This window comes from Mesorhizobium sp. M0862 (assembly GCF_040319795.1).
Taxonomy (GTDB): domain Bacteria; phylum Pseudomonadota; class Alphaproteobacteria; order Rhizobiales; family Rhizobiaceae; genus Mesorhizobium.
The window spans coordinates 95,748-107,841 of record NZ_JAMYOJ010000018.1 but is presented as its reverse complement, the minus strand read 5'-3'; the positions used below and the strand labels follow the sequence as shown (position 1 = coordinate 107,841).

The window sequence follows — 12,094 nt, the reverse complement described above, 5'->3', positions numbered from 1 at the left end:
ATCATGGCCTCAGTGGAATCGGGCATCGCCCGTCACTACGACGTCTCGGATCTTGAGCAGCACATTCTTGCCGTGCTCGCCGATACCGGCGTGGAAATTGCCCATCTACGCGCTGGCGATCTCGAAGCGGTCGACGAGTTCCACATTGGCGGTATCGCCGCCACCAGGGAACTCATCGGCCAGATGGGTTTGAAGCCGGGGGCCAGGCTGCTCGACATTGGTTCCGGCGTGGGTGGTCCAGCCCGCTTCGCCGCCAACAATGCCGGCGCCGATGTCACCGGCATTGATCTGACGCAAAGCTATGTCGACATTGCGACCAGCCTTTCGAAGCGGGTGGGAATGGCCGACAAAGTCCGGTTCGTGCAGGGCAGCGCGCTGGACATGCCGTTCAGCAACAAAAGCTTTGATACGGCCATGATCCTGCATGTCGGCATGAATCTTCCCGACAAGAAAAAGCTGATGAGCGAGGCGGCGCGTGTGCTCAAGCCGGGCGGCGTCTTTGCCGTCTACGATGTGATGCGGCTCAAGGCAGGTGCGCTGACCTATCCGCTGCCATGGGCATCCGACGAGAGCATGTCCTTCGTTGCCACGCCCGACGACTATCGTTCGGCTGCCGCCGCCGCGGGGTTCTCTGTAACCGCCGAGCGCCCTCGTGGCGCCTTCGCCATCGAATTTTTCGACACGATACGGGCGCGCATGGCTGCGGCGCAGGCGGAAGGAAAAAAGCCGCCGCCTGGCGTTAATCTTATCATGGGCGAGAACGCCGGCACCAAGATCGGCAATCTCACCCCCGCGCTTAAAGGCGGCATTCTCGCACCCGTGGAAATGCTCCTTCGTCTCGGTTGAAAGGGACCTGTCATGGCAGACATCCGCAACAATTTCGTCGGCATCAAATCGCCCAATCCGTTCTGGCTGGCTTCGGCGCCGCCGACCGACAAGGCCTACAATGTCATCCGCGCCTTCAAGGCGGGCTGGGGCGGCGTCGTGTGGAAGACGCTGGGAGAAGAAGGTCCGCCGGTGGTCAACGTCAACGGCCCGCGTTATGGCGCGATCTGGGGGGCGGACCGGCGCCTGCTCGGCCTCAACAATATCGAGCTGATCACCGACCGCGATTTGCAGGTCAATCTGCGCGAGATCAAGCAGGTCAAGAAGGATTGGCCCGACCGCGCCATCGTCGTCTCACTGATGGTGCCATGCGTCGAGGAAAGCTGGAAGGCGATCCTGCCGGTGGTCGAGGAGACCGAAGCCGACGGCATCGAGCTCAATTTCGGCTGCCCGCACGGCATGTCGGAACGCGGCATGGGCGCTGCTGTCGGCCAGGTGCCGGAATATATCGAAATGGTGGTGCGCTGGTGCAAGGCCAACACCCGCATGCCTGTCATCACCAAGCTGACGCCGAATATCACCGATGTGCGCAAGCCGGCGCGCGCCGCACTCTCCGGCGGAACCGACGCGGTGTCGCTGATCAACACCATCAACTCGATCACCGGCGTCGACCTCGATAGCTTCGCCCCGCAGCCGACCATCGACGGCAAGGGCTCGCATGGCGGCTATTGCGGCCCGGCGGTGAAGCCGATCGCCATGAACATGGTGGCCGAGATCGCCCGCGATCCGGAAACGCGCGGCCTGCCGATCTCCGGCATTGGCGGCATCACCACCTGGCGCGATGCGGCTGAATTCATGGCGCTCGGCGCCGGCAATGTGCAGGTGTGCACGGCGGCGATGACATACGGCTTCAAGATCGTGCAGGAGATGATCGCCGGTCTCGAAAACTGGATGGACGAGAAAGGCCACGCCTCGCTCAACGACATTGTCGGCCGCGCCACGCCCAACGTCACCGACTGGCAGTATCTCAACCTCAATTACATCGCCAAGGCGCATATCGACCAGGACGCCTGCATCAAATGCGGCCGCTGCCACATCGCCTGCGAGGACACTTCGCACCAGGCGATCACCAACATGGTCGACGGCGTCAGGCATTTCGAGGTGATCGAGGCCGAATGCGTCGGCTGCAATCTGTGCGTCAATGTCTGCCCGGTCGAGAACTGCATCACCATGGAGCCGCTGGCCGCCGGCGTGATGGACCAGCGCACCGGCAAGCCGGTGTCGCCGGTCTATGCCAATTGGACGACACACCCGAACAACCCGATGGCCAAGGTGGCTGCGGAGTAGGGAACGGGTCGAAGAAAAAAGCGGCGCTTTCGAGCGCCGTTTTTCATTTTCCTATTGCAGATAAAATCTATCTGGGATAAAAGATATCCATGAATAGGAGCGCAACATCGTGAAGCTGGGCGAGGGTGTAGAAGCGGCCATCCATTGCGCGGCCACACTGGCCAGCGTGGAGGGCAACAGCACGATGCCGGGTGCTGCTTTGGCAGAGTCCTTCGGCCTGTCGCCGAGCTATCTGCTGAAACATCTGAACCAGCTGACTGCTGCGCGCATCCTGGAATCGGTACCGGGACCGGCGGGCGGCTACCGGCTGGCTCGTCCGGCCGAGCGCATCACGCTGCTCGATATCGTGCTTGCGGTCGAAGGCCGTGAGCCGGCCTTCCGCTGCGGCGAGATCCGCCAGCGCGGTCCGGTCAAGATCGATGCTTCGGCCTATGTGAAGCCGTGCGGCATCAATGCCGCGATGCTGAAGGCCGAGCGCGCCTATCGCGCGGCCCTCGCGGAAACCCGGTTGTCCGACATCGTGGCTGATTACAAGGCCGAAGGCGATCCGCGATCGTTTGCCGCCAGCTGTGCCTTTGTCGCGCGCCATCAGCGGCCGCAGAAACCCGCTTCGACCAAACAGATTTAATCCCCGCCAAACAGATGTGAAAGGAAAGACGATGAAACAGAGACTGCAATTCTTCGCCAAGGCGCCTGAGATCATGAAAGCCGTGTCGGCGCTCAACAAGGCGGTCGACGAATGCGGGCTTGAAGTGAGCCTGCTGCATTTGATCAAGCTCCGCGCCTCGCAGATCAATGGCTGCTCCTACTGCGTCGAGATGCACAGCCGCGAGGCGAGGCGCGATGGCGAAACCGAGACACGGCTCTATCTGGTTTCGGCCTGGAAGGAATCGCCGCTGTTTTCCGAGCGCGAACGCGCGGCGCTTGCCTGGACCGAGGCAACGACCCTGATCGCCAACAATGTCGTTTCGGACGAACTCTATGCCCGCACGCTAGAGCACTTCTCGGAAGAGGAACTGGTCAAGCTGTCGGTCGCGATCGGCATGATCAACACCTGGAACCGGCTCTGCATCCCGTTCCACGCCATTCACCCGATGCCGGCTGCCAAAGCAGCCTGACCGTCCGTTAGTCATGGAGCGCCGTGGAAAGGGCGGCGCTCCACCTGTTTCATGCTTAAGTACGGGGAAGATTTCATGCCTGTCGATTTGCCTTCGACCCTGTTGTTTCTCGGCCGCCTGTTGCTTGGCGGCGCCTTCGTTGACGCGGGACTGCGCAATGTTCAAAACGAGGCGTTCCTGACCGGGCTGATGGCCGCGCGCGGCGTGCCGCAGGCGAGATTGGCGTTGTGGGCCGGCATCGTCCTGCAGACCATTGCCGGCGCGCTGGTGATGGCCGGCCTGTGGACCGCGATCGCCAGTGCTGTGCTGGTGCTGTTTCTCATTGTCGCGACGCCGATGTTCCACAATTTCTGGGACCATCAGGGCCCGGACCGGGCCTCGCGCATCAACGGCTTCGTCGGCAACGTCGCCCTGGCCGGAGGCTTTCTCACGCTGATCGCACAGTCGCTGTAAGGTCACGCCGCGAAGCGCAAACCGCCATCGCAGGTCAGCACCTGGCCGGTCATGAAGCCGTTGGAGACGAGAAAGGCGATTGCGCCGGCGACGTCTTCGGCGCGGCCGATCCTGCCCACCGGGGTTTTGCCGGCATATTCGCTGAACACCGCCTGCCGCTGGTCTTCGGCCAGGAAATCCCACCATGGCGTGTCGATGACGCCGGGGGCAACGACATTGACGCGCAGCGGCTTCAGTTCGACCGCCAGGATCGGCACCACCGTCAACAGCATGCCGTTGACGGCGGCAATGCCAGCCACGCCGGGCGCCGACAATTGTGCCGACACCGCCGAGATGAAAGTGACCGATCCCGATCTGTTGAGCGTCGGCAAGGCAGCCTGCAAACAGGACAGCTGCGGCCTGACTTTCTCGTCGACGCCGCCGGCGATGTCTGAGAGATCGAGGGTTTCGAACGGCCCAAGTCCCTTGCCGCCGCTGGCAGCCAGCACGAGGTGATCGAACTGTCCGAGTTCCCCAAAGAAATGGCGGACTTCGTCCGGCTTCGAAGCATCGAAGGCAGCTTTTTCGGCGGCGCCGCCGAGGCTCTTCCAGGCGCGGGTGAGCTTGTCCTGGCTTCGTCCGGTGATGGTCACCTTCATGCCTGGGCCTAGCAGTTTTCGCGCCGTCGCCAGGCCGATGCCGGATGAGCCGCCGATGACGACCGTGTGTTCGATCTTGCCGGTCATGAATGCTGTTCCTTCGATTTTGCGGAGGCTTGGCCGACGAGGTCGAGGCTCAGGGTTCGCAATTGCTGTCTGGCCTTGGCGTCATAGGCTTGTGCGTCGGCGCGGGCCTCCCTTTGGCCGTCGGAATAGAGGCCGCTGCGGCCCTCCAGCGCGGGCGATGTCGCGAGGTTGAGAATGGCATCGGCGCCGGTTTCGACCGAGCTCCATGGCGTCACGCCGGCCTGGCGGACCATGGTGGTGTTCATGTAGCTCGCCGGATGCAGAGCGTTGACGGTGACGCCGCTGCCTTTCAACTCTCCAGGATCTGCGCCAGCTTGCTCTGGCAATAGGCGCGCACGCCGTCATAGGAACGTGTCAGCATGACGTCGCCGAAATCGATCGCCTGCTGGCCGGCCGAAGCGACGTTGATGATTCGCGCCGGCGAACTCGCCTTGAGCAGCGGCAGCAGTTCCGAGGTCAGCAGGAAACCGGCGAGATAGTTGACCGCAAAGCGCAGTTCGAAGCCGTCGGCGCTGAGCTGTCGCTTGGCGCCGGCCGTGCCGATGCCGGCATTGTTAATGAGGATGTCAAGCCGGTCGGTTTTTGCGCGTACGGCCTCGGCAAGGCGGCGGACCTCGGCTAGCGAGGCGAGGTCCGCGGCGAGGAACTCGGCTTTGCCGCCGGCGGATTCGATTTCTGCGACGGCTGCCTTGCCGCGAGCCGCGTCACGGCCATGCACCAGCACGCGCGCGCCGCCGGCGCCCAGCCTTTGCGCGACGACACGGCCGACGCCATCGGTCGAACCGGTGATGAGGATTGTCTTGTCTTTCAGATCCATATTCAGAGCCTCCATCTCTCTGGATGGAAGATGGGGCGCCTGACGCAGCCCAAACAGTTCAAACTTTATCCTGGTATCAATACTGCTATAATAGCTCTCATGGATGCTCCCACGCACTCCGCTGAAGACAGCCGCCGGCGCGAGCTTGGCGCCTTCCTGCGCTCGCGCCGCGAAAGATTGACGCCGTCCGCCACCGGCATCGCGACCGGCCTGCGGAGACGCACGCCAGGCTTGCGTCGCGAGGAAGTGGCGATGATCGCCGGCGTCGGCACCACCTGGTACACATGGCTGGAGCAGGGGCGCGAGGTCAGACCCTCGGTGGAGGTGCTAGCGGCGCTCAGCGAAGCGCTGCGCCTCGACCCCGTTGAAAGGCGGCATCTGTTCATCCTGGCAGGCCGCCAGCAACCGGAGAACCGCGTGGCTGCGCCGGAAAAGGTCGATGGCCCGCTGATGCATATGCTGGAGAGCCTGGTGCTGCAGCCGGCCTATGTCGTCGGGCGGCGCTGGGATGTGCTGGCCTGGAATCCGGCGGCGGTAGCGGTGTTCGGTGATTATGGCCTGCTAGAGGGCGACGCCCGCAACATCGTCCACATGGTGTTCACCAATCCGCATCACCGGCGCCTGCTGGTTGACTGGGAGCAATTGGCGCGCACCGTGCTGGCCTCGTTTCGGGCGGAAAGCGCCCGCTATGTGGGCGATGCGGATTTCGAGCGGCTGATCGTGCTTATGACGCGCTCAAGTCCGGAGTTTCGCGACTGGTGGCCGCAACGCGACGTGGCACGCCGATTGTCGGGGGTGAAACATGTCCGACATCCGAGAGCCGGCGCCATGACGTTCGAGCATATGAGCCTGTCGATCGACGACGGCTCGGACATGAAGCTGATCGTCTACACGCCGCTGGCCGAACAGAATTCGATTGAGAAGCTGCAGAATTTGCTTGAGGCGATGCCGGCGGAGCGCCGCAGCGCCTGACGCCCAAGGTCAGCCCTTCGGCTTCAGCCCATCAATGAACAACTGCTCCAGAAACCGCGCCGCATCCTCGAAGCGGCCGTCGCTGCCGCGGTCGGGCCCGAGCACCGCGCGGACCTGGACATCGAAATCGGCATAGTGCTGCGTCGTCGCCCAGATCGAAAAGATCAGGTGCCAGGGATCGGTGCGGGCGATTTTTCCTGCGCGCATCCAGCCCTTGATGACGTTGGCCTTCTCGTCGACCAGCGTTTTCAGCTCACCCGCCAGCAGCGGCATGATGCGCGGCGCGCCTTGCAGGATCTCGTTGGCGAACAGCCGGCTCTCCCTGGGAAAATCACGCGCCATTTCGAGCTTGCGCCGGATGTAGCTCCTGAGCTCGGTCAGGGGGTCGCCGATGTCGTCGAGTTCACGTAGCGGCGCCAGCCACGTCGCCAGCAGCCGCTCCATCAGCGTTTCGTGGATGTCTTCCTTGCGGCGGAAATAATAGAGCAGGTTCGGCTTCGACATCCCCGCGGCCTCGGCGATCTGGTCGATGGTCGAGCCGCGAAAGCCGTTGGTGGAGAAGACTTCGAGCGCTGCTTCCAGGATCAGTTCACGCTTTTCCTGCTGGATGCGGGTGCGGCGAGGGGCTGAGCCTTCCATGGCGCCGCTCACCCCTGCAAGCCTTGGCCGCAGGGTTCATCTGGACCAATTCTCTGGACCAGTTTTTCTCTTACCCGTGGAGCGCACTTCGCAGGCCGCATTTCCGCTAGTAATCCCTTGACCGCCGACAGGGCGGTGCTAACGTTTGTCCAATCGGTCAAAAATTTGCGTAGCATGAAAACGCAGCAAAGACCAAGCTTTGGAAAGACCAAGCGTTAGCCGCACCGAAACAGGTTACAAGGGGAAGTCTTGGTCATGTCCAACCGGCTGAAAGTCACGCCGAACGATCTCAGCGCATTCTGGATGCCGTTCACGGCAAACCGGCAGTTCAAACAGGCGCCGCGCATGTTCGTGTCCGCCAAGGACATGCACTACACCACCAGCGACGGCCGCAAGGTGCTCGATGGCACCGCCGGCCTCTGGTGCGTCAATGCCGGCCATTGCCGTCCCAAGATCACCGAGGCGATCCAGCACCAGGCGGCCGAACTCGACTATGCGCCGGCCTTCCAGATGGGCCACCCCATCGTGTTCGAGCTGGCCAACCGCCTGGTCGATCTCGCGCCCAAGGGCATGGACCATGTCTTCTTTACCAATTCCGGTTCGGAATCGGTCGAAACGGCGCTGAAGATGGCGATCGCCTATCACCGTGTGAAGGGCGAGGGCGCGCGCACCCGCCTGATCGGCCGCGAACGCGGCTATCACGGCGTCAATTTCGGCGGTATCTCGGTCGGCGGCATCGTCACCAACCGCAAGATGTTCGGCACGCTGCTCGGCGGCGTCGACCACATGCCGCACACGCATCTGCCGGAAAAGAACGCCTTCTCCAAGGGCGTGCCGGAATATGGCGCGGAACTCGCCAACGAGCTGGAGCGCATCGTTGCCCTGCATGACGCCTCGACCATCGCCGCCGTCATCGTCGAACCGGTCGCCGGCTCCACCGGCGTCATCCTGCCGCCGAAGGGCTATCTGCAGAAACTGCGCGAAATCTGCACCAAGCACGGCATCCTCTTGATCTTCGACGAGGTTATCACCGGTTTCGGCCGTCTCGGCGCGCCGTTCGCAGCGGATTATTTCGGCGTCACGCCCGACATCATGACCACCGCCAAGGGCGTCTCCAACGGCGTCATCCCGATGGGCGCGGTGTTCGTGAAGAAGGAAATCCACGACGCCTTCATGACCGGCCCCGAGCACATGATCGAGTTCTTCCACGGCTACACCTATTCGGGCAATCCGATTGCGTGCGCCGCGGCACTCGGCACGCTCGACACCTACAAGGAAGAGGGCCTGCTGACCCGCGGCGAGGAACTGGCGCCCTACTGGGAAGATGCGCTGCATTCGCTGAAGGACGAGCCGCATGTCATCGACATCAGGAATATCGGCCTGATCGGCGCGATCGAACTGGCGCCGATCGCCGGCAGCCCGACCAAGCGGGCCTTCTCGGCCTTCGTCAAGGCGTTCGAGCGCGGCGCGCTGATCCGCACCACCGGCGACATCATCGCGCTGTCGCCGCCACTGATCATCACCAAGGGCCAGATCAACGAATTGATCGACCATGTCAGAGAAGTGCTGAGGGCGATCGACTAATCTATCCAGCCAGTCGGGCGGCGGCGGGAACCGCCGCCCGGTTGGTTATATGAAATGAGAGGACTTTGAATGGCCGCCCCAGGCGAGAATCTGCGAATCAATTCAGACCGTTTGTGGGATTCCATCATGGAGATGGCGAAGATCGGCCCCGGTATTGCCGGCGGCAACAATCGCCAGACCGTGACCGACGAGGACGGCGAGGGACGGCATCTGTTCAAGCGCTGGTGCGAGGCGGCCGGGCTCGAAATGGGGCTCGACGAAATGGGCACCATGTTTGCCCGCCGGGAAGGCGCTGATCCCAGCCTGCCGCCGGTTTATGTCGGCAGCCACCTCGACACGCAGCCGACCGGCGGCAAATATGACGGCGTGCTCGGCGTGCTCGGCGGGCTGGAGATTATTCGCTCGCTTAACGATCTCGGCATCCAGACCAGGCATCCGATCGTCGTTACCAACTGGACCAATGAGGAAGGCTCGCGCTTTGCCCCGGCGATGATGGCGTCCGGCGTGTTCGCCGGTGTGCTCGATCAGGCGGACGTGTATCAGCACACTGATAAACAGGGCAGGAAATTTGGCGAGGAACTGGAGCGCATCGGCTGGAAAGGCACCGAGAAAGTCGGTGATCGCAAGATCCACGCCTTCTTCGAACTGCATATTGAGCAGGGGCCGATCCTCGAGGACGAAGGCATCGACATTGGCGTCGTCACCCACGGCCAGGGCCTGAAATGGCTGCAGGTAACGCTGACCGGCAAGGAGGCGCATACCGGCTCGACCCCGATGCCCAAGCGCCGTAATGCCGGGCTCGGCATGGCTCGGGTCATCGAACTGGTGCACGAGATCGCCATGGACTACCAGCCCGACGCCGTCGGCGCGGTCGGCCACATGGAAGTGTTTCCGAACTCGCGCAACATCATCGCCGGGCGCACCGTCTTCACCATCGACATCCGCTCGCCCGAGAAGGAAGTGCTGGACGCGATGGATGGGCGCATACGCGAAGGCATCGACACGATCTGTGAGGCGCTCGACATCCAGTACAAGGTCGAGCAGGTCGGCGCTTTCGATCCGGTCACCTTCGATGCCGGCTGCGTCAAGGCGATCCGCGACGCCGCCGATCGGCTCGGCTATTCCCACCGCAACATCGTCTCCGGCGCCGGCCACGACGCCTGCTGGATCAACCGCGTCGCGCCGACCGCCATGGTGATGTGCCCCTGCGTTGACGGGTTGTCACACAACGAGGCCGAGGAAATCACCAAGGAATGGGCCGGCGCCGGCGCCGACGTGCTGTTTCATGCGGTGGTGGAGACGGCGGGGATCGTGGCGTGAACTAAGATCTGTATTCAAAACGACGCTCACAAGAAGCGCGAAGAGAACAAGGGAACACGACAATGACCAAAGTCATCCGAAACGGCACCATCGTCACCGCCGACCGCACCTGGAAGGCCGATGTGCTGATGCAGCACGGCAAGATCGTCGCCATCGGCTCGAACCTGCATGGCGACCATGAGTTCGACGCCAGCGGCTGTTACGTCATGCCGGGCGGCATCGATCCGCACACCCATCTCGAAATGCCGTTCATGGGCACCTATTCGGCCGACGATTTCGAGTCCGGGACGCGTGCGGCCCTTTCCGGTGGCACCACGATGGTGGTCGATTTCTGCCTGCCGGCGCCGCAGCAATCGCTGCTGGAAGCGTTGCAGATGTGGGACAACAAGACCTCGAAGGCTGCCTGCGACTACTCCTTCCACATGGCGATCACCTGGTGGGGCAAGCAGGTGTTCGACGAGATGGCCACCGTCGTCGACAGAGGCATTACCTCGTTCAAGCATTTCATGGCCTACAAGGGCGCGCTGATGGTGGACGACGACGAGATGTACGCGTCGTTCCAGCGCTGCGCCGATCTCGGCGCGCTGCCGCTCGTTCATGCCGAGAATGGCGACGTGGTTGCGGCGCTGTCGCAAAAGCTGCTCGCTGCCGGCAATAATGGTCCCGAGGGACACGCCTATTCGCGGCCGCCGGAAGTGGAAGGCGAGGCGACCAACCGCGCCATCATGATCGCCGACATGGCCGGCGTGCCGCTCTATGTCGTGCATGTGTCCTGCGAGCAGAGCCACGAAGCCATCCGCCGCGCCCGCCAGAAGGGCATGCGGGTTTTCGGCGAGCCGCTGATCCAGCATCTGACGCTGGATGAAAGCGAGTATTTCGATAAGGATTGGGACCATGCGGCGCGCCGCGTCATGAGCCCGCCCTTCCGCAACAAGCTGCACCAGGATTCGCTGTGGGCCGGCCTGCAGGCGGGATCGCTGCAGGTGGTGGCGACCGACCACTGCGCCTTCACCACCAAGCAGAAGCGCAATGGCGTCGGCGATTTCACCAAGATCCCGAACGGCACCGGCGGGCTTGAAGACCGCTTGCCCGTGCTGTGGACGACGGGCGTCAACACCGGGCGGCTGACGATGAACGAGTTCGTCGCGGTGACTTCGACCAACATCGCCAAGATCCTCAACATGTATCCTAGGAAAGGCGCCATCGTCGAAGGCGCGGACGCCGACATCGTGGTGTGGGACCCCAGCGCCAAGAAGACCATCACCTCGAAGAAGCAGCAATCGGTGATCGACTACAACGTCTTCGAAGGTTTTGAGGTGACCGGCCTGCCGCGCTTCGTCTTTTCGCGCGGCGAATTGTCGGTCGAGGAAGCGGAGGTCAAGGCCAAGCCCGGCCATGGCGAATTCGTCGCCCGCGAGCCGAACGCGGCGGTCAACCGGGCTCTGTCGACCTGGAAGGACATTACCGCGCCGCGCAAGGTGGAACGCACCGGCATTCCGGCGACAGGCGTTTGACGTTGCGGAGCCCGGGGGCGCTCATTTCACTGGTCGTGGCGATGGTGGTCGCTGGTCCGGCAACAGGGGCCGAGAGGCTGGCCGGCTCCTGGGGCAACGATGCAGGCTGTGTCTTTGCAAAGGCCGGTTTTCAGGGCCGGGACGATTATATCGTGCTGACCGCCGAAGGCATCGAGACCTATGGCAGCGGCTGCCGGTTCGCGCAGCAATTGACGTGGGCGCCGGGCACGCAATCGCTTGATGCGACCTGTTCCGCCGAAGGCGAGGCGGGGACGACGGCTGAAACCGTTGTGGTCACCAACAAGGGCGAGGGTGGGTTCTTCGTGACCATTCCCGGTCTTGAAGAAATGGGGCCGTTGCAACCGTGTTCGTGACGTTGGAGCTGGGGGAATGAGCGCGCGCGGTTTGGGGCCGTCTGTTGCGATGATAGTCGTTCTAGCTGCGGGTCAGGCCCTTGCGGCAGGCATCGACCTGACGAAACCCTATGGGGACAAATATGGCTGCATCAACCGCAACGGCCAGGAAGTCGCCGCCGATCGGATGCTGCTTTTGACGGACGAGGCATTGGTCACCGCCGCCAGCGCCTGCACCTTCACGGACAAGCAGGCGCAGGCTGATGGGTCGCTGGTGGTGACGGCAACATGCGAGGCGGAAGGCGAAGAAGGACAGGAGCCGACCAAATTCACCATCAAGCGCAGCGCCAAGAACGCCAAGAAGCTGACGGTCGCCGACGACGACGGCAATGTCATGGGCGAAGTGGCGCGGTGCAAATGACGGCAG

At 62.8% G+C, this 12,094-nt stretch carries 13 protein-coding genes and 1 pseudogene; 11 read left to right on the top strand and 3 right to left on the bottom strand.

Annotation, left to right across the window (positions count from 1 at the left end; genetic code table 11):
• Positions 1-3: 3 nt before the first annotated feature.
• The 5 genes from NKI15_RS24125 to NKI15_RS24105 all read left to right on the top strand — a co-directional run bounded on the left by NKI15_RS24125 (position 4) and on the right by NKI15_RS24105 (position 3,743).
• Entirely contained in the window at positions 4-846 is an 843-nt protein-coding gene (locus NKI15_RS24125) for a class I SAM-dependent methyltransferase (protein WP_023705589.1), read from the top strand.
• A gap of 12 nt (positions 847-858) precedes the next feature.
• The gene (gene preA / locus NKI15_RS24120) at positions 859-2,172 is read left to right on the top strand and encodes an NAD-dependent dihydropyrimidine dehydrogenase subunit PreA (RefSeq protein WP_023699020.1); all 1,314 of its coding nucleotides are present in this window, start codon (positions 859-861) and stop codon (positions 2,170-2,172) included.
• A gap of 109 nt (positions 2,173-2,281) precedes the next feature.
• The gene (locus tag NKI15_RS24115; RefSeq protein WP_023697058.1) at positions 2,282-2,800 is read left to right on the top strand and encodes an RrF2 family transcriptional regulator; all 519 of its coding nucleotides are present in this window, start codon (positions 2,282-2,284) and stop codon (positions 2,798-2,800) included.
• 31 nt (positions 2,801-2,831) lie between these two features.
• Positions 2,832-3,290, top strand: a complete 459-nt coding sequence (locus NKI15_RS24110; protein WP_023705588.1) for a carboxymuconolactone decarboxylase family protein — start codon at positions 2,832-2,834, stop codon at positions 3,288-3,290.
• A gap of 75 nt (positions 3,291-3,365) precedes the next feature.
• A complete protein-coding gene (locus tag NKI15_RS24105; protein WP_023705587.1) occupies positions 3,366-3,743 on the top strand; it encodes a DoxX family protein in 378 nt (125 codons plus the stop codon).
• 2 nt (positions 3,744-3,745) lie between these two features.
• On the opposite strand, the gene NKI15_RS24100 is transcribed toward NKI15_RS24105, so the two are convergent.
• Together NKI15_RS24100 and NKI15_RS24095 are read right to left on the bottom strand one after the other, a co-directional pair.
• The gene (locus tag NKI15_RS24100; RefSeq protein ID WP_352887226.1) at positions 3,746-4,468 is read right to left on the bottom strand and encodes an SDR family oxidoreductase; all 723 of its coding nucleotides are present in this window, start codon (positions 4,466-4,468) and stop codon (positions 3,746-3,748) included.
• Positions 4,465-5,285, bottom strand: a pseudogene (locus tag NKI15_RS24095) (SDR family NAD(P)-dependent oxidoreductase). The gene NKI15_RS24100 and the pseudogene NKI15_RS24095 overlap by 4 nt, the downstream one beginning before the upstream one ends.
• Positions 5,286-5,384: 99 nt before the next feature.
• Between NKI15_RS24095 and NKI15_RS24090 the strand changes: the two are divergent.
• Entirely contained in the window at positions 5,385-6,257 is an 873-nt protein-coding gene (locus NKI15_RS24090; protein ID WP_023699636.1) for a helix-turn-helix transcriptional regulator, read from the top strand.
• Between the two features lie 9 nt (positions 6,258-6,266).
• Here the strand turns inward: NKI15_RS24090 and NKI15_RS24085 are convergent, their stop codons facing one another.
• Positions 6,267-6,896, bottom strand: coding sequence for a TetR family transcriptional regulator C-terminal domain-containing protein (locus NKI15_RS24085; RefSeq protein ID WP_023705585.1), 630 nt, complete (start codon positions 6,894-6,896; stop codon positions 6,267-6,269).
• A gap of 255 nt (positions 6,897-7,151) precedes the next feature.
• On the opposite strand from NKI15_RS24085, the gene aptA reads away from it, so the two are divergent.
• From aptA to NKI15_RS24060, 5 genes are all read left to right on the top strand, one after another.
• On the top strand, positions 7,152-8,480 hold the full coding sequence (aptA, locus tag NKI15_RS24080) for an omega-aminotransferase AptA (protein WP_023705584.1): 1,329 nt from the start codon (positions 7,152-7,154) through the stop codon (positions 8,478-8,480).
• A gap of 69 nt (positions 8,481-8,549) precedes the next feature.
• Positions 8,550-9,800, top strand: a complete 1,251-nt coding sequence (locus NKI15_RS24075) for a Zn-dependent hydrolase (RefSeq protein WP_023690832.1) — start codon at positions 8,550-8,552, stop codon at positions 9,798-9,800.
• Between the two features lie 62 nt (positions 9,801-9,862).
• On the top strand, positions 9,863-11,314 hold the full coding sequence (gene hydA, locus NKI15_RS24070; protein WP_023682186.1) for a dihydropyrimidinase: 1,452 nt from the start codon (positions 9,863-9,865) through the stop codon (positions 11,312-11,314).
• A gap of 41 nt (positions 11,315-11,355) precedes the next feature.
• Entirely contained in the window at positions 11,356-11,688 is a 333-nt protein-coding gene (locus tag NKI15_RS24065) for a hypothetical protein (protein ID WP_023712056.1), read from the top strand.
• Positions 11,689-11,737: 49 nt separating this feature from the next.
• Positions 11,738-12,088, top strand: a complete 351-nt coding sequence (locus NKI15_RS24060) for a hypothetical protein (RefSeq protein ID WP_023668217.1) — start codon at positions 11,738-11,740, stop codon at positions 12,086-12,088.
• Positions 12,089-12,094 lie beyond the last annotated feature (6 nt).

Coding starts and splice junctions, on each gene's coding strand:
- preA (WP_023699020.1), top strand. CDS start 859: ATGGCAGACATCCGCAACAATTTCGTCGGCATCAAATCGCCCAATCCG.
- NKI15_RS24085 (WP_023705585.1), bottom strand. CDS start 6,896: ATGGAAGGCTCAGCCCCTCGCCGCACCCGCATCCAGCAGGAAAAGCGT.
- NKI15_RS24060 (WP_023668217.1), top strand. CDS start 11,738: ATGATAGTCGTTCTAGCTGCGGGTCAGGCCCTTGCGGCAGGCATCGAC.
- NKI15_RS24105 (WP_023705587.1), top strand. CDS start 3,366: ATGCCTGTCGATTTGCCTTCGACCCTGTTGTTTCTCGGCCGCCTGTTG.
- hydA (WP_023682186.1), top strand. CDS start 9,863: ATGACCAAAGTCATCCGAAACGGCACCATCGTCACCGCCGACCGCACC.
- aptA (WP_023705584.1), top strand. CDS start 7,152: ATGTCCAACCGGCTGAAAGTCACGCCGAACGATCTCAGCGCATTCTGG.
- NKI15_RS24110 (WP_023705588.1), top strand. CDS start 2,832: ATGAAACAGAGACTGCAATTCTTCGCCAAGGCGCCTGAGATCATGAAA.
- NKI15_RS24125 (WP_023705589.1), top strand. CDS start 4: ATGGCCTCAGTGGAATCGGGCATCGCCCGTCACTACGACGTCTCGGAT.
- NKI15_RS24075 (WP_023690832.1), top strand. CDS start 8,550: ATGGCCGCCCCAGGCGAGAATCTGCGAATCAATTCAGACCGTTTGTGG.
- NKI15_RS24100 (WP_352887226.1), bottom strand. CDS start 4,468: ATGACCGGCAAGATCGAACACACGGTCGTCATCGGCGGCTCATCCGGC.
- NKI15_RS24065 (WP_023712056.1), top strand. CDS start 11,356: ATGGTGGTCGCTGGTCCGGCAACAGGGGCCGAGAGGCTGGCCGGCTCC.
- NKI15_RS24090 (WP_023699636.1), top strand. CDS start 5,385: ATGGATGCTCCCACGCACTCCGCTGAAGACAGCCGCCGGCGCGAGCTT.